Source organism: Rhodococcus sp. NPDC056960, assembly GCF_042674125.1.
GTDB lineage: Bacteria > Actinomycetota > Actinomycetes > Mycobacteriales > Mycobacteriaceae > Rhodococcus_F.
The window spans coordinates 18322-38098 of the sequence record NZ_JBHURF010000010.1; the positions used below are offsets into that span (position 1 = coordinate 18322).

Below are 19777 nucleotides of genomic sequence, written 5' to 3' on the forward strand. Positions count from 1 at the left end.
GGTCTGGTCCTGCGGAGTGGTAGGCGTGGGCGCCACCACTACGCCAGCTCGAGGGCCGAGGCGACAGCGACAGGGTCGACCGGAATCGGTTGGACCTCAGGCATGCCCGCCAGGGCGGTGTCCGGGTCCTTCAGGCCGTTGCCGGTGACCGTGCAGACGACGGTCAGCCCGGAGTCCAGCCAGCCCTCCTTGCGGGCGGCGAGCAGACCCGCGACGCTCGCCGCGGACGCCGGCTCGACGAATACGCCTTCGGTCCTGGCGATCAGGCGGTACGCCTCGAGGATCTCGTCGTCGGTGGCGGCCCGGAAGGCGCCGTGCGACTCTTCCTTGGCGGTCACGGCGCCGTTCCACGATGCCGGTGAGCCGATGCGGATCGCGGTGGCGATCGTCTCCGGATCCTTCACCGGTGCGCCGTGGACGAGCGGCGCGGCGCCCGCGGCCTGCACGCCGAGCATGCGGGGCTTCACGCTGGTGAGGCCGTCCGCGTAGTACTCGGAGTACCCGCGCCAGTACGCGGTGATGTTGCCGGCGTTGCCGACCGGGAGCGCGTGCACGTCGGGGGCCTTGCCCAGCGCGTCGCAGATCTCGAACGCCGCGGTCTTCTGGCCCTCGATGCGGACCGGGTTGACCGAGTTCACCAGCCCGATGGTGGGGAACTCGGCGGTGGTCTTGCGGGCCAGTTCGAGGCAGTCGTCGAAGTTGCCCTGCACCTGAATGATCCGCGCACCGTGCATGACGGCCTGCGCGAGCTTGCCCATCGCGATCTTGCCCTGCGGCACCAGCACCGCGCAGGTCATCTTCGCCTTGGCGGCGTACGCGGCGGCGGAGGCGGACGTGTTGCCGGTGGAGGCGCACAGGACGGCCTGCTGGCCGCGGGCCAGCGCGTCGGTGACGGCCATCGTCATGCCGCGGTCCTTGAACGATCCGGTCGGGTTGAGCCCCTCGACCTTCAGGTAGACGTCGCACCCGGTGATCTCCGACAGGTGCCCGGCCGGCAGCAGCGGGGTGCCACCCTCGCGCAGGGTGACCGTCTTCCAGTTCGGTCCGATGGCGAGGCGGTCGCGGTAAGCCTCGATCAGCCCCGGCCAGGGGGTGTGAACGGGGTTACGGGTGCCGGTCATTGTTCGGTGCCTTCCAGTCGCAGCACGCTGGTCACAGCGGTGACGAATTCGAGTTTGCTCAGTGCCTCAACGGTTTCCGACAGGGCGGAATCCGTCGCGACGTGGGTCACGACAACGAGGCGGGCACCGTCGCCGGCGCCTTCCTGCCGGACGGTGGAGATGCTGACGCCGTGCTGCGAGAATTCGGCAGCCACTGCGGACAGCACACCGGCCTTGTCCGCCACCTGCATGTTGACGTAGTAGCGCGTGGGGATGTCACCGATCGGCGCGACCTTCAGCTTGGCGTACTTGGACTCGCGGGGTCCACGGCCACCGTTGACCTTGTTCCGCGCTGCCATCACCAGGTCGCCCATCACGGCCGACGCGGTGGGGGCGCCACCCGCACCCTGACCGTAGAACATGAGTCGCCCGGCGTTCTCGGCCTCGACGACGACGGCGTTGAATGCGCCGTTGACCGACGCCAGCGGGTGTTCCAGCGGCACGAGCGCCGGGTAGACCCGCGCTGAGATCCGTTCCTTGCCCTTGGGTGTAGTGATCCGCTCGCAGATGGACAGCAGCTTGATCGTGCAGTTGAGTGCGCGCGCCGACGTCAGGTCGGCGGCGGTGATCTTGGAGATGCCCTCGCGGTACACGTCCGCGGCGGTGACCCGGGTGTGGAAGGCGATCGACGCGAGGATGGCCGCCTTCGCCGCGGCGTCGTAGCCCTCCACGTCGGCGGTCGGATCGGCCTCGGCGTAGCCCAGACGTCCGGCCTCGGCGAGGGTCGCGGCGTAGTCCGCGCCGGTCTCGTCCATCGCCGACAGGATGAAGTTGGTGGTCCCGTTCACGATTCCGGCGACCTTGTTCACCCGGTCACCGGCGAGCGACTGGGTGAGCGGACGGATCACGGGGATCGCACCGGCCACGGCGGCCTCGAAGTAGAGGTCGACATTGTGCAGCTCGGCGGCCTCGGCCAGTTCACCGGTGTGATCGGCGAGCAGCGCCTTGTTGGCGGTGACGACGGACTTGCCGGAATTGAGCGCCGAGAGAATCAGCTTGCGGGGCAGATCCATGCCGCCGATGACCTCGACGACGAGGTCGACGTCGTCGCGGGCCACGAGGGACTCCGCGTCGGTGGTCTGCAACTCCTCGGGAACTCCGCGGTCCTTGCCGGGGCGGCGGACGGCCACACCCCGCAGTTCCAGGGGGGCACCGACGCGAGCCTCGAGGTCTTCGCTGTGCTCCCGCAGGATGCGCACCACCTCGCTCCCGACGTTGCCGAGGCCGAGGACGGCCACACCGATAGCGCGATGCGCCGATTCGCTCGTCACTCTTGTACCTCCAAGCTCAGCAGGTCTTCTACGGTTTCCCTCCGGAGGATCGTGCGCGACTGTCCGTCACGCACCGCCACCACGGCAGGGCGGGCGAGCAGGTTGTACCTGCTCGACATCGAATAGCAGTATGCACCGGTGGCCGCGACGGCGAGCAAATCGCCGGCGTCGATGTCCTCGGGCATCCAGGTGTCGCGGATCACGACGTCACCCGACTCGCAGTGTTTGCCGACGACGCGGGACACCACGGGTTCGGCCTCGCTGACCCGGGAGACCAGCTTCGCCTCGTACTCCGCCTGGTACAGCGCGGTGCGGATGTTGTCGCTCATGCCGCCGTCGACGCTGACGTACCGGCGGGTGAGGTTGCTGCCGACGGTGACGTCCTTGATGGTGCCGACCTCGTACAGCGTCACCGTTCCGGGTCCGGCGATCGCGCGCCCGGGTTCGACGGCCAGCGTCGGCTCGGGCAGTCCGGCGAGTGCCGACTCGTTGCGCACGATGTCGCCGAGCTTGGCGGCGAGCTGATCGACGGGCGGCGGGTCGTCGGTGGGGACGTAGGAGATTCCCATGCCGCCACCGAGGTCGATGATCGAGATCTGCGCGGTCTTGTCCACGCCGAACTCCGCGACGACGTCCCGGAGGAGCCCGATGACGCGGTGCGCAGCCAACTCGAAACCGTCGACGTCGAAGATCTGCGAGCCGATGTGGCTGTGCAGACCCACCAGTCGCAGGTTGTCGGCCGCGAACACCCGCCGGACCGCGTCGATCGCCTTTCCGCCCGCGAGCGAGAACCCGAACTTCTGGTCCTCGTGTGCGGTGGAGATGAATTCGTGGGTGTGCGCCTCGACGCCGACGGTCACGCGGATCAGGACGTCCTGCACCACACCGGCTTCGGCGGCCACCTTGTCGAGGCGGTCGATCTCCATGGCCGAGTCGAGCACCACGTGCCCGACCCCGGCGGCGACGGCGGCACTCAGCTCCGCCACCGATTTGTTGTTGCCGTGCATGGCAATTCGCTCCGCCGGGAATCCGGCATGCAGAGCGACCGCAAGTTCACCGCCCGACGCGATGTCCAGCGACAGGCCCTCGTCGGCCACCCAGCGGGCGATCTCGCCGCAGAGAAAAGCCTTGGACGCGTAGTGCACCTTGGCCGTCGGCCCGAATGCGCGGGCCATGTCACGGCAGCGCGACCGGAAATCGTCCTCGTCGACGACGAACAGTGGAGTGCCGTACTTCTCGGCGAGTTCGGTGACCGGGATGCCGGCCAGACTCACGACTCCGTCGGCGCCGCGATGGGCGTTGCGGGGCCATACCTCCGGCGACAGGGCGGCGAAAGCGGCAGCGTCGGAGGGACGTTCGGGCAGACCGGGTGCGTGCACCTGCTCGGCGTGCTTGGGACCTGCGGGGTGCGCGTTCACATCTGCTCCGGTGCGCTGACGCCGAGCAGTGCGAGACCGTTCGCCAGCACCTGACGGGACGCGTCGCACAGCGCCAGTCGCGCGACGTGCAGCGGACCGACCTCCTCGTCGCCCTGGGGCAGGATCCGGCAGGCTCCATAGAACCGGTGGTAGGCACCGGCCAGCTCCTCCAGATACCGCGCGATACGGTGCGGCTCACGCAGATTCGCGGCGCTGGTGACGACGCGCGGGTACTCGCCGAGGGTGCGGATGAGGTCGCCCTCCTGCTCCGAGACCAGCAGCGCAAAGTCGGGATCCGCGACGGCGATGCCGAGGTCGCGGGCGTTGCGGGCGATGGCCGACAGCCGGGCGTGCGCGTACTGCACGTAGTACACCGGGTTCTCGTTGCCGGTGCTCGTCCACAGTTCGAGGTCGATGTCGATGCTCGAATCCACCGAGGACCGGATCATCGCGTACCGAGACGCGTCGACGCCGATCGCCTCGACCAGATCGTCGAGGGTGATGACGGTTCCGGCCCGCTTGCTCATCTTCACGGCCACGCCGTCACGGACCAGGTTCACCATCTGGCCGATGAGCACCTCGACGGTGTCGGGGTCGTCGCCGAACGCGGCAGCGGCAGCCTTGAGCCGGCCGATGTACCCGTGGTGATCGGCGCCGAGCATGTAGATGCACAGGTCGAAGCCGCGGGAGCGCTTGTCCTGGAAGTAGGCGATGTCACCGGCGATGTACGCCGCATTGCCGTCGCTCTTGATGACGACACGGTCCTTGTCGTCGCCGAAATCGGTGCTCTTGAGCCACCAGGCGCCGTCCTCCGGAAAGAGGTTGCCGGAGTCCTTCAGCGTCTCGACGGCCTTCTCCACGGCGCCCGACTCGAACAGCGAGTTCTCGTGGAAGTAGACGTCGAAGTCGACCCCGAACTCGTGCAGGGTCCGCTTGATGTGCGCGAACATCAGGTCGACGCCGATGGACCGAAACACTTCCTGTTGCTCGTCGGAGGGCAGGTCCAGCGCGTCCGGGCGCTGCTGCTGCACCTGGTCGGCGATGTCGGCGATGTAGGCGCCCGCGTATCCGTCCTCGGGGGCGGGCTCGCCCTTGGCGGCCGCGATCAGGGAGCGGGAGAACCGGTCGATCTGCGCGCCGTGGTCGTTGAAGTAGTACTCGCGGGTGACCGCCGCGCCCTGGGTGGAGAGAATCCGGCCGAGCGCATCCCCGACGGCCGCCCAGCGCGTTCCACCGAGGTGGATGGGTCCGGTCGGGTTGGCGGACACGAACTCGAGGTTGATCTTCTTGCCGTCGAGCGTGTGGCCGGCCCCGAACGCGGCCCCCTCCGCGAGAATCTTCGCGACGATCGCGCCCTGCGCGTCGGCGGCGAGACGGATGTTGAGGAAGCCGGGGCCCGCGATGTCGGCGGAATCGATGCCCTCGGCCGCGGTGAGGGCCTCGGCGAGCCAGGTGGCCAGCTCCCGCGGGTTGGTACCGACATTCTTGGCCACCTGCATCGCCACGTTGGTGGCGTAGTCGCCGTGCTCGGGGTTGCGCGGACGCTCGACCGTGAGAGTTTCGGGGAGCACGGACACGTCGAGTCCGCGTTCGGCGAGCACTTTCGCGGCGGTTCCGCGGAGCAGTTCGGCAAGGTCAGCTGGAGTCACAGGTATCTATCCTATGGCCAACGCGTCGCGAGCGGTGATCCGCCTTCCCGCGAGTCCCGCGGACGGCGTCGCGACCGCCCGCGGCGCGTGGCGGCGGCCACTCTCCCAGGTTGCCCTCAGGGTGGGAAAGTACAGTGGGGTCGCCCTCAGCTTCCGGTTGCCGGGGGTCGAGCGCCCGTAACCCACACACCGAAAGATCACAATCGATGCCAAGCGGTTCGGAAAGTCGCGGTCCCGATAAGAACTCGGGCGCGAAGTCGGCGAAGGCCATCAAGGCTGCCAAGAAGAAGAGCGGCGGCGCGAAAGCCAAGGGCGGCGCGTCCGCTCCCCGGAACATCCCGTGGCTGACGATCGGCGCCGGAGCGGCCGTTCTCGCACTCGTGGCCGTCCTCGCGATCAACCTGGTCCCCAAGTATCAGGCCAAGGAAGAGGCCGCGAAGTACGCGCCGAGTGCCGAGAATCCCGACCCGTCGGTCAACATCGACGGCGTCGTCAAGGTCGACTACCCGGCCGGCATCCACATTCAGCCGACGCAGCGCGTCGCATACGACCAGTCGCCCCCGTTCGGCGGGCCGCACGACGCGATCTGGGCGACGTGCACCGGAACGGTCTACCCGAACGCGATCCGCACCGAGAACGCCGTCCACTCGCTCGAGCACGGCGCCGTGTGGATCGCCTACAACCCGGACGAGGTGTCCGGCGACCAGGTGGAGACGCTGAAGAACAAGGTGGACGGCCAGACGTACACGCTGCTGTCGCCGTACCCGGGCCTCGACAGCCCCGTCTCCGTGCAGTCGTGGGGCCATCAGCTGAAGGTGGACAGCGTCGACGACCCGCGCATCGACCAGTTCATCACGGCGCTGCGGATCAACAAGAACACCTACCCCGAGGTCGGCGCGAGCTGCTCGTCCATCCCGGGTTCCGGATTCGACCCCGACAACCCGCCGCCGTTCGACCCGTCCACGCCGGGCGCGGACGCGGTTCCGATGGACGGTGGCGGAATCAACCCCGACCAGTCGGAGTCGGGCGGCGCGGGCGCGCAGCTGCCGAGCGGGATGCAGCTCCCGAGCGACCTGCAGCTGCCGTCCGACCTGCAGCAGGCGCCGGCCGAGGGCGGCAATGGTTAGTTCTGCCGATTCCCGGCACGAACCCGACGCCGACGCCGACAACGAAGGCGATCCGGCCCCGGCCCGGCCCGGTCAGCGCACGGCGCTCCTGGTCATCGGGTTGATCGGTGCCATCGCCCTCGGATTCGCGCTCGGGTTCCTCGCCCGGCTTCCGCTCGATACCGGCACCGCGGTACCCGAGGCCGGGTCCGTCGACGTCGGATTCTCGCAGGACATGAGCGTGCACCACAGCCAGGCGGTGGAGATGTCGGCGATCGCACTGACGAACGCCACCGACCCGGCGGTCCGGAGCCTCGCGTACGACATCCTCACCACGCAGCAGAACCAGCTCGGGCAGATGCAGGGCTGGCTCACACTGTGGGATCAGCCGGCGCTGCCGTCGGGCGGTTACATGGGCTGGATGGAATCCGAGCATTCGGATGGGCACGACCACGGGTCCACCGAGAGCGCGCACATGGGTTCGATGACGAAGATGCCGGGCATGGCGTCGTCGGAGGACATGGCGGCGCTGCGTCAGGCCACCGGCCCCGCCGTCGACGTCCTGTACCTCCAGCTGATGTTGCGACACCACCAGGGCGGGCTTCCGATGATGGAGTACGCCGCGCAGCATGCGTCGGAGGACGCGGTGCGCGGTCTAGCGCAGACGATGGTCGACACGCAGCAGAGCGAGGCGACGGTGATGACGAACATGCTCACCGCGAAGGGTGCGGCGCCCCTCCCGATGAACTGACCGGCACGCTCACGACCACGTCCAGTCGCGCACCTCGGGCATGTCCTCGAGGTGCGCGACGACGTATTCGCCGTGCCGTTCGAGTTGCCTGAGGCAGAAGTCGGCCAGTTCGGACGCGCCGGCCGGTTCCCGCCGCGTGCGTCGCAGCGCTGCGAGCGCCAGGTGGTAGCGGCTCATCCGGTTGAGCACGACCATGTCGAACGGTGTGGTCGTGGTGCCTTGCTCGCTGAAGCCGCGGACGTGGAAGCGGCCCGCCGCAGGGCGTCCGTGGATCAGTTCGTGGACGGCGCGCGAGTACCCGTGGAAGGCGAACACCACGTCGGTGTCCGCGGTGAACAGGTCGAGGAACGTCTGCGCGTCGAATCCGTGCGGATGCTCGGTGGGCGTGAGCAGCCCCATCAGATCGACGACGTTGACCACCCGGGTCACCAGGTCCGGGGTGTGCTCGCGCAGCAATTGCGCCGCGGCGAGGATCTCCTGGGTCGGAACGTCTCCGGCGGCCGCGAGCACGACATCCGGGTCGGTGCCCGCACCGGATTCGGTGCCCGCCCACTCCCACACCGACGCCCCGGCCGCGCAGTGGGCATGCGCTGCCTCGAGCGTCAGGTACTGCAGATGCGGCTGCTTGTCGACCACGATGAGGTTGACGTGATCGGTGCTGCGGAGACAGTGGTCGGAGATCGAGAGCAGGGTGTTCGAATCCGGTGGCAGCCAGATCCGGACCACGTCCGGTGCCAGCGGGATGACCGCGTCGATCATGCCCGGGCCCTGATGGGAGAAACCGTTGTGGTCGTTGCGCCAGCAGGTGCTGGTCAGCAGGACGTTCAGCGACGCCACCGGCGCCCGCCACGGGAGGTCGACCGCGTGCTGCAGCCACTTCGTGTGCTGGATGAGCATCGACACGCTCACCATGGCGAACGCCTCGTAGCTGGCGAACAGTCCGTGCCGCCCCGACAGCAGGTACCCCTCGAGCCACCCTTCGCAGAGATGTTCGCTGAGCACCTCCATCACCCGGCCGCGGGCCGACAGTGCGTCGTCGTGCTCGGTGACGGGCAACTGCCAGCAGCGGTCGGTCTGCTCGAACACCGCACCCAGCCGGTTGCTCGACGTCTCGTCGGGGCAGAACAGCCGGAACGATCCGCCGCCGTCCGCGGTGGTGGTCGCGGCGTAGAGGTCGCGGAGCAGTTCGCCGAGCACCCGGGTCGTCTCGTGATGTGTGGTGCCCGGCCCTTCGATCGCGAGGGCGTACATCTCGAGCGGCGGGACGGGAAGGTCCGCTCGCAGGCGCCCACCGTTCGCGTACGGGGACGAACCCATGCGTTTGTCGCCCTGCGGCGCGAGCCGCTGCAGGTCCCGCACCAGCGCCCCCGACGAGTCGAAGAGTTCCTCCGGCGAATACGACCGCATCCACTCCTCGAGCTTGCGCAGGTGTGCCTCGTCGGTCCGCACCCCCGACAGCGGAACCTGGTGCGCCCGGTGAGTGCCCTCGACGAGCACACCGTCCACGGTGTGCGGCCCGGTCCAGCCCTTCGGGGTCCGCAGCACGATCGCCGGCCATCGGGCGGGGCCGGGCCTGCCTGCCCGCGCCTGCTGCTGGAAGCCGGTGATCGCGGTGTGCGCGTCGGTCAGGGCTCGGTGTAGCGCCGGGAAGACCTGACGCGGGTCGTCGCCGGCGACGACGGTCGGCGCCCACCCCTGACCGCTGAGGAATGCTTCGACGTCCTCGTCGCTGCTGCGACCGTAGACGGTGGGCCCGGCGATCTTCGCGCCGTTCACATGGAGGATCGGCAACACCGCTCCGTCGCGTTCCGGATTGAGGAACGCCGGGAGTTTCCACGAACCGGACAGTGGTCCCGTCTCCGCCTCCCCGTCCCCGATCACGCACGCCACCAACAGATTCGGATGATCGAACGCCGCACCCGCGGCATGGGCGAGCGCGTAGCCGAGTTCGCCACCCTCGTGGATGCTGCCCGGCGTCTGCACGCTGACGTGGCTGGGGATCCCGCCCGGCGTCGAGAACTGCCGGCAGAGCCGATGGATGCCCGCGGCATCGCGGGACACACCCGGATACACCTCCGAGTACGTCCCCTCCAGGTAAGTGGCGGCGACGAGCGCGGGACCCCCGTGCCCGGGACCCGTCACATAGAGGCAGTCGGTGTCGGTCCGGCGGATGAGACGGTTCAGCAGCGCGTAGATCATCGACAGCCCCGGACTCGTCCCCCAGTGCCCGAGCAGCCGCGGTTTGATGTGCTCCGGCCGCAGCGGCTCCCGCAGAAGCGTGTTGTCCTGCAGATAGATCTGCGCGACCGTCAGATAGTTCGCGGCCGCCCACCACCGCAGGTCCAGGTCGAGTTCGGAATCGGAATACTGCCCGCCCGCATCCTGCGGGTCGACCTGCCGCACTTCGGTCATTCTCGACCCCTCCCCGAGAGTTCGCGAGCGTCCACGTTCCTCCGACACTAGGCCGGTTCGGGCCTCTACCGGGGCGAGTCCACGAAGTAGGGGCCCGATTTGGTCGATCCCCCTACCCATGCGCTACCATTGGCCAGCCCAATCGGCACACCGGTTTTCCGGTGCGCCCCCGTAGCTCAGGGGATAGAGCGTTCGCCTCCGGAGCGAAAGGCCGCAGGTTCGAATCCTGCCGGGGGCACACGAAAAAGCTGCACCGCTCACGCGGTGCAGCTTTTTTCGTGGGACGAACGGGACGGCGGCGGGTTCAGGCCGGGGTGCTGCGGCGCATTTCGCGTCGGAGGATTTTCCCGCTGGCCGTCTTGGGTAGTTCGGCGAGGATCTCGACCCGCCGCGGTGCCTTGTAGCCGGCCAGCCGCTCCCGGCAGTACTCGACGAGTTCGTCCGGCTCCACCGACTGCCCGGGACGGAGGCTGACGAAGGCGGCGACGGTTTCGCCCCGGTAGCTGTCCGGTTCGCCGACGACGGCCGCCTCCCGGACCGCGGGATGCCGGTAGAGAACGTCCTCGACCTCGCGGGGCCACACCTTGAACCCGGACGCGTTGATCATGTCCTTCTTGCGGTCGACGACGTACACCCAGCCGTCGGCGTCCATGAATCCCACGTCACCGGTGAGCAACCGGCCGCCGGGCAGCGACTGCGCCGTCGCGTCGGGTTTGTTCCAGTACGCGGGCACGACCATCGGTCCGTCGACGGCGATCTCCCCCACCGCGAGGGGCGCGAGGTCGTCGCCGTCCTCCCCGACGATCCGGATCACGGCGGACGGCAGGGGAAGGCCGATCGCCAGGGTGCCGGAGGTCGGATCGACCGGGGCCTCGAGGCCGGGCGGGACGACGACACACGGTGCGCTGGTCTCGGTGAGTCCGTAGCCGTTGCGGATGTATTTGCCGGTCAGCTCGCGGAAGCGTTCGACGATGGCGGGTGGCAGCGGGGCGCCGCCGGACATCACCGCCTCCAGGGACGCGAAGCGTTCACCGGAGAAATCGGGGTGGGCCATCAGCGCCATGTAGGCGGTGGACGGACCGACCATGAATACCGGCCGCTCCCGCTCGAGCGCATCGAGCACGACTCCGGCCTCGAACCGGTACGCGAGGATCAGCGGTGATGCCAGATCGATCGCGGTGAGCAGCTGGCACACCATGCCGGTGATGTGGAACAGCGGCGCGAGGGCGAAGATCGGCGAGCCGGCGGGTTTGTCCTCGTACAGGCGCAGGATTGCGCTGTTGACGGTGAGATTCCGGTGGGTGTTGGTCGCCCCCTTGGGAACTCCACTCGTTCCGGACGTGTAGGACACGAGCGCGATGTCGTCCGGAACCAGACCGGGATCGGGCACACCGACGCCGGCGCGTGTCCGGGCCACCTCCAGCAGGTCGGGCACGCCCGCGCTGCGGACCCGCGTCACGCCCCCGAAGATGCGCTCGTCGTCGGAGGTCTGGATGTCGAGTTCGCAGGCGGTCAACGCGATCCGCACGCCCGCGGCGGTGGCCCGCTCCGCGACCCGGTCGGCCCACGCGTTCTCACTGCACACGATCGCGGTGACTCCGGCGTCGGTGAGGATGTGGGAGAGTTCGTCCCGGTACATCGGGTTCAGCGGGACGACGGCACCCCCGGCCTTCCACGTCCCGATCAACGCCAGCACGAACTGCGGGACGTTCTGCAGGTAGATCGCCAGCCGATCCCCTGCCCCGAATCCGTTCTCCACGAGGTAGGCGGCCAGACCGTCGCTGAGTTCGTCGACCTCGCGGTAACTCAGAGTGCCGCCGAGATACCGGATGGCGGACCCGTCCGGGGCAGCCCCGACCGCGGCGGCGAACACGTCGAGCGCCGTCCGTGCGGGAATCCCACCGACCGCACGCGTTCTCTCGTCGTACCGGTCCATCCAGGGCCTGTCGTCGTACCAGCTCATCGCCGCCGTACCGCCTCTCGCTCGCTTCCGTGTTCCGACTGGTCGACCGGTTGTTCAGCGTGTTCCCGACATCCCGCCGTCCACGGGGATCACGGTGCCGGTGACGTACGCCCCGGCGCGTGAGGACAGGAAGATCGCGGTGCCCGCGGCGTCCTCCGGTGTGCCGACCCGGCCGAGCGGAACGGATCCCTCGATCGCGTCCTTCCGCTCCGGGTCGTCCAGGATGAAGGCCATCATCTTGCTCGGGAACGGCCCCGGCGCAATGGCGTTGACGGTGATTCGCTCGGCGGCGAGTGTCGCGGCGAGCTTGCGGGTGAGCAGGTGGACCGCGGCCTTGCTCGCCCCGTAGGAGAAGTTGTCGGTGCCGGACACGACGAGTCCGTCGATCGATCCGATGTTGATCACCCGGGCCGGGTCGCCGTCCGTCGCCGCGGCCCGCAGATTCGGCAGCAGCGCCTGGGTGAGCAGGAACACGCCCTTGACGTTGATGTCGAAGATCTTGTCGAATCCGCTCGCGGGGAACTCGTCGATCGGCGCACCCCACGTCGCGCCGGCGTTGTTGACGAGGACGTCGAGCCGGGACGACAGCTCGCCGACCCGTGCGACGAGACCGGCGATCCCCTCCTCGGTCGACAGGTCGGCGGGGTGCGCATGGCACGTCCCCGGCCCCTGGGCCGACAGTTCGGCGGCGGCCTTCTCGCATGCCTCGGCTTTGCGGGCGGAGATGACGACCGTGGCGCCGGCCTGGACGAATCCCTCCGCGATCATCCGGCCGATGCCCCGCGAACCCCCGGTGACCACCACGGTCTTGCCTGTGACGTCGAACAGTGAACCGGCATCCATGTGCGTTCCTTTCAGGGTTGGAAGACGAGGCGGCCGACGGTGCTGCCGTCCCCGAGTCGGCCGAGTCCGTCGGCCACGTCCGCGAGCGACAGTCGTTCGCTGACGAGCGGCCTGATGGCACCGGAGTCGGCGAGGCGCGTGAGTTCCTCGTGGCAGTCGTCGATCGCCTGCTGGTTGTACTGCTTGTACAGGCCCCAGTGCAGTCCGATGATCGAGTAGTTCTTGATCAGGGCGTGATTGAGCCCGGGGGTCGGGATGGTGCCGCCCGCGAAGCCGATGATCAGGATCCGGCCCTCGAAGGCGATGCATTTGGTGGACTTGGTGTAGGCGTCGCCGCCGACCGGGTCGTAGACGACGTCCGCTCCGCGTCCGCCGGTGAATTCCTTCACCAGTGGAACGAAATCGTCGGTGCGCCGGTCGATCACCAGATCCGCTCCCAGCCGGCGGCAGTACTCGACCTTGTCGGGACCACCGACCACGCCGATCACTTTCGCGCCCGCGGCCTTGCCCAATTGCACTGCGGCGCTGCCCACTCCGCCCGCGGCGGCGTGCACGAGCAGCGTCTCGCCGGGCTGCAGCCGGGTGCGGCGGTGAAGGGCGAACCAGCTCGTCTGGTAGCCGATGCTCAGCGCCGACGCCTCGGCGTCGTCGAGTGCGGCCGGGGCCGCGAACGTATTGACCTCGTCCATCACGGCCATCTCGGCGAATCCGCCGCCGGGCAGGTTCGGGTTGCCGATCACCCGGTCGCCGACGGCGAAACGGGTGACGCCGTCGCCGACCGCCACCACCTCGCCGCACAGTTCGACGCCGGGTGTGAACGGCAGCGGCGGCGTGATCTGGTACTCGCCCCGGCACAGTAGGACGTCGGGGAAGTTGGCCGGCGCGGCCAGCACCCGGACCAGTACCTGGCCGGGACCGGCGGTCGGGTCAGGGACCTCCTCGAGTTGCAGCGCGCTGCGTGGTTCGCCGAGTTCGTGGACACGCCATGCCTTCATGTATTGCTTCCTGACTGTCGGTGGTGCGGCTTCGATTACGCGGGCAGGTCGATCAGTTCGGCGAGGTGCGCGCGGTGCCGGTACGCGGTGCCCAGCGCGAGTTGATCGCTCTTCGCTCTCTTCAGATACAGATGGGCCGGGTACTCCCAGGTCATCCCGATTCCCCCGTGCAACTGGACGCACTCCTCGGCGGCGTGGACCGCGACGTCGCTGCAGTAGGCCTGCGCGACGGCAGCGGCGACCTCGGCGTCCGCGTCGCCGCGGGCGGCGGTGTCCGCGGCGTAGCGGGCGGCGGCCGCCGCGGAGGTGACCTCGAGCCACAGGTCGGCGAGTCGGTGCTTGATCGCCTGGAACGACCCGACGGCGCGGCCGAACTGCGTGCGGTCCTTGACGTACGCGAGGGTCGTCTCGAAGCACCACTGCGCGAGTCCGAGTTGCTCGGATGCGAGCAGGGCGGCGCCGACGACGAGGGCCTCACGGACCGCTGCCGCGGCGTCGCCGTCGTCGATGCGGGTGGACGCGGCGCCGTCGAACGCGACATCCGAGAGGGGCCGGGTCATGTCGAGCGCGAGTACGGGCGTGACGGTGACGCCGACGGTGCCCGCGGGCACCGTGTGCAGTTCGAGTCCGCCGGGGCCCACGGCGGGCACGATCAGGACGTCGGCCTCCGACACACCCGCGACACTGGTGACGGTGCCGGTCAGACGGTCGCCGTCCCGGCGCACGGTCGGGGTGAACCGGCGCGGTGCGGTCGCGAGCCCGACCGTGAGGGCACCGGTGGTCGTCCCGTCGGCGAGCGCGGCGACGGTGCGCGTGTCGCCCGACTTCAGCAGTGCGACCGTCGCGAGGACGGCGCTGGACAGGTATGGGACGGGTGCGACGGCGCGTCCGATCTCCTCCATGACCACCGCGGCCTCGCGGGCGCTCGCTCCGGCACCGCCCAGGTCCTCGGGGACGAGCAGTCCCGCGAGTCCGAGTTCGACGGCGAGGGATTTCCACACTCCGGAGAAGTCGGCGGGCGCCCGGTCGTACGCCCCGACCACCAGTTCCGGTGGACAGCGGTCGGCGAGGAGGCGGCGGACGGAGTCGCGCAGGGCGTCCTCCGTGTCGGAGTACAGCAGATCTGCGGTGCTCATCGGGGCAGGTCCTTCCAGGCGATGTGCTTGTCGACGCGGTGCTCCGGCGGGAGGCCGAGGACGCGTTCTGCGATGACGTTGCGCAGGATCTCGGACGTGCCGCCCTCGATCGAGTTGCCTTTCGCGCGCAGGTACCGGTAGCCGGGTTCGCGGCCGGTGAAGTCGACCTTGTCGGGGCGGCGCATGGTCCAGTCGTCGTACCGCAACCCGGCCTCGCCGTGGAGTTCGATGTCGAAGCCCGAAATGGTCTGCGCGAGCCGGGCAAAGGCCAGCTTCAGCCCGGATCCCTCCGGGCCGGGCTGACCGGCTTCGAGTTGCTGCCGCAGGCGTTCCCCGGTCAGCCGGGCGACCTCCGCCTCGACCCACAACCGGAGCAGTTCGTCGTGCATCGCGGGGTCGCGGAGGTCGGGGTGCTCCCGCCAGGCCGCGGCGACGGGTCCGATCATGCCGCTCTCGCGGGCGGCCGCGGAACCGCCGATCGCCACCCGCTCGTTGTTGAGGGTCGCGGTGGCCACCCGCCAGCCCTGTCCCTCGTCGCCGAGCCGGTCGGCGTCGGGGATGAGGACGTCGGTGAGGAACACCTCGTTGAATTCGGCCTCACCGGTGATCTGCCGCAGCGGCCGGACGTCGATGCCGGGGTCGCTCATGTGGCACAGGAAGTAGGTGAGCCCGGCATGCTTCGGGACCGTCGGATCGGTCCGGGCCACGAGGATGGCCATCTGCGCGTTCTGCGCCCCCGACGTCCACACCTTCTGCCCGTTGACCGTCCAGCCGTCACCCCCACGGACGGCTCGCGTCGCGACCGCGGCGAGGTCGGAGCCCGCCCCCGGTTCGCTGAACAACTGGCAATAGATGTGCTCGCCGGTGAAGATCGGCCGAAGGTATTTCTGCTGCTGTTCCTCGGTGCCGAACGCGGCGATGGTCGGCGCGGCCATGCCCAATCCGATTCCGTTGCGGCCCTTCGCCGGACCGGGCGCACCCGCCGCCTCGAGTGCGGCGTCGACCTGCGCCTGGAAGCGCTGCGGCAGACCGAGACCGCCGCGCCCGGGCGGGAAGTGGACCCACGCGAGGCCCGCGTCGAATCGGGCCCCGAGGAACCCGGCCGGATCCGACAGGTCGTTCTGCTCGACGAGAGTCGCGACGCGATCGCGGAGATCGCGTGCGATCGCCTGTTCGTCAGTGGTCATGTTCCTCAGTCCTTCGGTCCGCCGGCCACGTAGATCACTTGCCCGGACACGAATCCGGCACCCTCACTGGCCAGGAACGACGCCGTGTTGGCGATGTCCTCGGGCTGCCCGACCCGGTTCACCGGGATCTGCGATGCCGCTGCCTTCTTGAAGTCCTCGAAGCCGACGCCCACCCGTTCGGCGGTGGCGGCGGTCATCTCGGTCTCGATGAATCCGGGCGCGATCGCGTTCGCGGTGACGCCGAATTTGCCCAGTTCGATGGCGAGGGTCTTGGTGAAACCCTGCATGCCGGCCTTGGCCGCGGAGTAGTTGACCTGCCCGCGGTTGCCGAGCGCCGAGGTGCTCGACAGGTTCACGATGCGGCCGAACCCGGCGTCGACCATGTGCTGCTGCACGGCCCGCGACATCAGGAACGCGCCGCGCAGGTGCACGTTCATCACGGCGTCCCAATCGTCGACGGTCATCTTGAACAGCAGGTTGTCGCGGGTGATCCCGGCATTGTTGATCAGGATCGTCGGGGCGCCCAGTTCGGTCGCGACCCGCTCGACCGCCGCGGCGACGGACGCCTCGTCGGCCACGTTCGCGCCCACCGCCAGCGCCTGGCCGCCGGCGGACGTGATGGCGTCCACCGTTGCCGCGCAGGCGGCCTCGTCGAGGTCGAGGACGGCGACCGCGTGTCCGTCGCGTGCCAGCTTCTTCGCCACCGCGGCACCGATGCCCCGCGCCGCGCCGGTGACGATTGCCGTTCTCTTCATGAAGTTCTCCATCGTTGTCGGTTCAGATTCCGGCCCGGGCGGCGATGTCGCACGCCTTGGCCACGAGGGCGTCGATGCGCTCGACCGTCGGCGTGCCCGCGGCCGCCTTGTTCTGCGGTTCGTCCCGCGCGCGTCGCATGACGCCCTCGGCGATGACCGCGACCTTCCACAGGCCGAGGACGTGCCAGAAGGCCAGCGCGTCCGGGTCGCGCCCGGTCTCCTCGAGATACACCGCGGCGATCTCCACCCGGTCCGGGAAGCCGTCGAGGGTGGACGCCGGGAAGTCGCCGCCGGTGGTCTCGCCCGGCTCCGGCCAGTACGCGAGCAGGCTGCCGACATCGGCGAGCGGGTCGCCCAGGGTGCACAGCTCCCAGTCGAGGGCTGCGGTCACCTCTCCGCTGTCGAAGGAAGTGATGACGTTGCGCAGATGGAAGTCGCCGTGCACGAGCGTCAGTTCCCGCTGCTCGGGGACCGCGTCGCCGAGCCGCCGGGTGAGGTCGTCGACGGCGGGCAGTTCGCGGGTCTTCGACTTCTCCCACTGACCCGACCACCGCTTGAGCTGACGCTGCGCGTACGGCTTGTGACTGGCCAGATCGGTCAGCCCGGTCCGGTCGAGGTCCACCGCGTGGATCTTCGCCAGGGTCCGCGGCAGCGACAGGCCGATCGCCCGGCGACGCTGCGGCGTCAGCCCCTCGGCGATCGACATGCGATCGACCACCTGTCCGTCGACGAATTCCATCAGCAGCAGCGGTACGTCCGTCACGTCCGGGTCGTCGGTGAGACCGAAGACCCGGGGAGTGGGCACCGGGGTGTCTTCGAGGGCGGACAGGATCCGCGCTTCGCGGGCGACGTCGTGCGCGGACGCCAGGAGGTGTCCGAGGGGTGGGCGCCGCAGCACCCATCTGCGACCCGCCCGGTCCTGCACGAGGTAGGTGAGGTTCGACTGGCCGAGTCCGATCCGGTCGAACGTCAGCGGTTCGGCGCATTCGATGCCGAGCGCGCCCAACCAGCGGCTGACGGCTTCGGTGTCGATGCCGACGACGTCCACGCTAGACACCGAGCTGGGCCCCCTGCCGGAACGGAAGCGCGTCGCCGAGCAACTGGCCTCCGTCGACCACCATCGTTTCGCCGGTGATCCAGCTCGCGGCGTCGGAGACGAGGAACGCGACCGCGGACGCGATGTCCGTGGGTTCGCCGATCCGGCCGAGTGCGGTCGACGCCGACACGGCCTGCTCGTGTTCCTTCCAGAGGGCTTCGGCCAGCTTGGTGCGCACCACACCGGGTGCGACGGCGTTGACCCGGACCTGCGGCGACAGTTCCAGTGCCAGTTGCTTGGTGAGGTGGATCAGCGCGGCCTTGGACGCGTTGTACACGCCGATGTTGGCCTCGAACGCCATGCCGCCGATGGAGGCGGTGTTGACGACGGCGCCGCCGTGTTCGCCCATCCACGCCCTCGTGGCGAGCCCGGTCCACATCACCGGCGCCCACAGGTTCACGTCGAAGGTCTTGGCGAATCGGGCGTGGTCCTGGTCGATGACCGGCCCGTAGGAGGGGTTCGTTCCGGCGTTGTTGACCAGGATGTCGAGGCTGCCGAACCGTTCGAGGGTGCGGTCGATGCAGCCCCGGGCGGCGTCCTCGTCGACGGCGTGGGCGGCGACACCGATCGCGGTGCCGCCGACCTGGGCCGCGGCGGCGTCGGCGGATTCCTGCGACCGGGAGGTGAGCACCACGTTGCCGCCTGCGGCCGCGATGGCCTGGGCGACGGCCAGGCCGATGCCCCGCGAGGCGCCGGTGACGATCGCGGTGCGTCCGGTGAGGTCGAGTCCGGCCATGTCAGCTCACCGCAACCTTGTGTCCGTTGGTGGAGGCGGCGGCGGTGTCGCGGTACTGACGCAGTTCCTGACGCGCGATGGCGCGCTTGTGGACCTCGTCGGGACCGTCGGCCAGTCGCAGGGTGCGCAGATGCGCCCAGGCCATGGCGAGGGGGAAGTCGTCGGTGACGCCCGCACCGCCGTGCACCTGGATGGCCCGGTCCACGATCTTCAACGCAATATTGGGGGCCGCCACCTTGATCGCGGCGATCTCCGTCCGCGCCTCCTTGTTGCCGACCGTATCCATCAGATACGCCGCCTTCAGCGTCAGCAGCCGGATCATCTCGATGTCGATGCGCGCCTCCGCGATCCAGTCCTGGATGTTCGCGTTCTCGCTGACCGGTTTTCCGAACGTCACCCGCGACGACGCCCGGCGGCACATCAGCTCGAGTGCCCGCTCCGCCATCCCGATCGCCCGCATGCAATGGTGGATCCGACCCGGACCCAACCGGGCCTGCGAGATCGCGAAACCCTCGCCCTCCCCCTTCAGCACGTCCGTCACCGGCACCCGCACATCCGCGAAGTCGATCTCCGCGTGTCCCTCCCGGTCCTGGTATCCGAACACGGGCAACCCGCGCATTACCGTCACCCCCGGCGCATCGATCGGCACCACCATCATCGATTGCTGCCGGTGCGGCGCCGCCGACGGATCCGTCTTCCCCATCACGATGAGGACTTTGCAGTTGCGGTGCAGTGCGTTCGATGCGAACCACTTCCGGCCGTTGAGCACGTACTCGTCGCCGTCCCGGACCATCGACAGCTCCACGTTCGTCGCATCCGAACTCGCCACCGCGGGCTCGGTCATCGCGAACGCCGAGGCCATCGTCCCGTCGAGCAGCGGCTTCAGGTACTTCTCCTTGTGCTCGGCCGTGCCGAACAACTCGAGGACCTCCATGTTGCCCGTGTCCGGCGCATTGCAGTTGCACGCCTCCGACGCAATATGACTGCGCCCCATGATCTCCGCCAACGGCGCGTACTCGAGGTTCGTCAGCCCCGCACCCGTCCCCGGGTGCGGATGAAACAGATTCCACAACCCCCGGCGCCGCGCCTCCGCCTTCAACTCCTCCAACACCGGCGGCTGGAAATGCGGATCCCCCGACTCCCGCATCTGCTCCTCGTACACCGCCTCGGCCGGATACACGTGCGAATCCATGAACTCCAGCAAATCAACCTGCAGCTGCTGGGCGCGATCCGAGATGTCAAACAGGGACATGGGAACTCCTGACGGGTAGTGAGGGAAACATGGGTGTGTGCGTGTCG

General features: G+C 69.0%; 16 protein-coding genes and 1 tRNA gene. 3 read left to right on the top strand and 14 right to left on the bottom strand.

Annotation, left to right across the window (positions count from 1 at the left end; genetic code table 11):
- Positions 1-38: 38 nt before the first annotated feature.
- The 4 genes from thrC to argS are packed head-to-tail and all read right to left on the bottom strand — an operon-like array spanning position 39 to position 5498.
- A complete protein-coding gene (thrC, locus tag ACFTWF_RS17115) occupies positions 39-1121 on the bottom strand; it encodes a threonine synthase (RefSeq protein WP_072946109.1) in 1083 nt (360 codons plus the stop codon).
- Positions 1118-2431 (bottom strand): homoserine dehydrogenase, encoded by a 1314-nt coding sequence (locus ACFTWF_RS17120; protein ID WP_378462387.1) that lies wholly within the window; start codon positions 2429-2431, stop codon positions 1118-1120. Before ACFTWF_RS17120 ends, thrC begins: the two co-directional genes overlap by 4 nt.
- A complete protein-coding gene (gene lysA / locus ACFTWF_RS17125; protein WP_378462388.1) occupies positions 2428-3849 on the bottom strand; it encodes a diaminopimelate decarboxylase in 1422 nt (473 codons plus the stop codon). Before lysA ends, ACFTWF_RS17120 begins: the two co-directional genes overlap by 4 nt.
- Positions 3846-5498 (bottom strand): arginine--tRNA ligase, encoded by a 1653-nt coding sequence (argS, locus tag ACFTWF_RS17130; protein WP_378462389.1) that lies wholly within the window; start codon positions 5496-5498, stop codon positions 3846-3848. The genes lysA and argS overlap by 4 nt, the downstream gene beginning before the upstream one ends.
- A gap of 206 nt (positions 5499-5704) precedes the next feature.
- Between argS and ACFTWF_RS17135 the strand changes: the two genes are divergently transcribed.
- Together ACFTWF_RS17135 and ACFTWF_RS17140 are read left to right on the top strand one after the other, a co-directional pair.
- Entirely contained in the window at positions 5705-6625 is a 921-nt protein-coding gene (locus tag ACFTWF_RS17135; protein ID WP_378462390.1) for a DUF3105 domain-containing protein, read from the top strand.
- Positions 6618-7355 (top strand): DUF305 domain-containing protein, encoded by a 738-nt coding sequence (locus tag ACFTWF_RS17140; protein WP_378462391.1) that lies wholly within the window; start codon positions 6618-6620, stop codon positions 7353-7355. The genes ACFTWF_RS17135 and ACFTWF_RS17140 overlap by 8 nt, the downstream gene beginning before the upstream one ends.
- Before the next feature lie 9 nt (positions 7356-7364).
- Here the strand turns inward: ACFTWF_RS17140 and ACFTWF_RS17145 are convergent, their stop codons facing one another.
- Entirely contained in the window at positions 7365-9767 is a 2403-nt protein-coding gene (locus tag ACFTWF_RS17145) for a phosphoketolase (RefSeq protein ID WP_378462392.1), read from the bottom strand.
- Between the two features lie 165 nt (positions 9768-9932).
- Here ACFTWF_RS17145 and ACFTWF_RS17150 point away from each other — a divergent pair.
- Positions 9933-10005 (top strand) — tRNA-Arg (locus ACFTWF_RS17150).
- 66 nt (positions 10006-10071) lie between these two features.
- On the opposite strand, the gene ACFTWF_RS17155 is transcribed toward ACFTWF_RS17150, so the two are convergent.
- From ACFTWF_RS17155 to ACFTWF_RS17195, 9 genes are read right to left on the bottom strand one after another with little or no spacing between them, the layout of a single operon-like run.
- The gene (locus ACFTWF_RS17155) at positions 10072-11730 is read right to left on the bottom strand and encodes an AMP-binding protein (protein WP_378462393.1); all 1659 of its coding nucleotides are present in this window, start codon (positions 11728-11730) and stop codon (positions 10072-10074) included.
- Positions 11731-11784: 54 nt separating this feature from the next.
- Positions 11785-12573: an SDR family oxidoreductase gene (locus ACFTWF_RS17160; protein WP_378462394.1), complete on the bottom strand. Its 789-nt coding sequence runs from the start codon at positions 12571-12573 to the stop codon at positions 11785-11787.
- A gap of 11 nt (positions 12574-12584) precedes the next feature.
- Complete coding sequence (locus ACFTWF_RS17165) at positions 12585-13568, bottom strand: NADPH:quinone oxidoreductase family protein (protein ID WP_378462395.1); 984 nt, start codon at positions 13566-13568, stop codon at positions 12585-12587.
- A 35-nt stretch (positions 13569-13603) separates the two neighbouring features.
- Positions 13604-14704, bottom strand: a complete 1101-nt coding sequence (locus tag ACFTWF_RS17170; protein ID WP_378462396.1) for an acyl-CoA dehydrogenase family protein — start codon at positions 14702-14704, stop codon at positions 13604-13606.
- Entirely contained in the window at positions 14701-15891 is a 1191-nt protein-coding gene (locus ACFTWF_RS17175) for an acyl-CoA dehydrogenase family protein (RefSeq protein WP_378462397.1), read from the bottom strand. Before ACFTWF_RS17175 ends, ACFTWF_RS17170 begins: the two co-directional genes overlap by 4 nt.
- 5 nt (positions 15892-15896) lie before the next feature.
- Positions 15897-16658, bottom strand: coding sequence for a 3-oxoacyl-ACP reductase FabG (gene fabG, locus ACFTWF_RS17180; protein WP_378462398.1), 762 nt, complete (start codon positions 16656-16658; stop codon positions 15897-15899).
- Between the two features lie 10 nt (positions 16659-16668).
- Complete coding sequence (locus tag ACFTWF_RS17185; RefSeq protein ID WP_378462399.1) at positions 16669-17703, bottom strand: phosphotransferase family protein; 1035 nt, start codon at positions 17701-17703, stop codon at positions 16669-16671.
- Entirely contained in the window at positions 17696-18478 is a 783-nt protein-coding gene (locus ACFTWF_RS17190) for an SDR family oxidoreductase (protein WP_378462400.1), read from the bottom strand. The genes ACFTWF_RS17185 and ACFTWF_RS17190 overlap by 8 nt, the downstream gene beginning before the upstream one ends.
- Before the next feature lies 1 nt (position 18479).
- Positions 18480-19730 carry an acyl-CoA dehydrogenase family protein gene (locus ACFTWF_RS17195; RefSeq protein WP_378462401.1) on the bottom strand — a complete coding sequence of 417 codons (1251 nt, stop codon included), beginning with the start codon at positions 19728-19730 and terminating at the stop codon, positions 18480-18482.
- Positions 19731-19777: the final 47 nt, after the last annotated feature.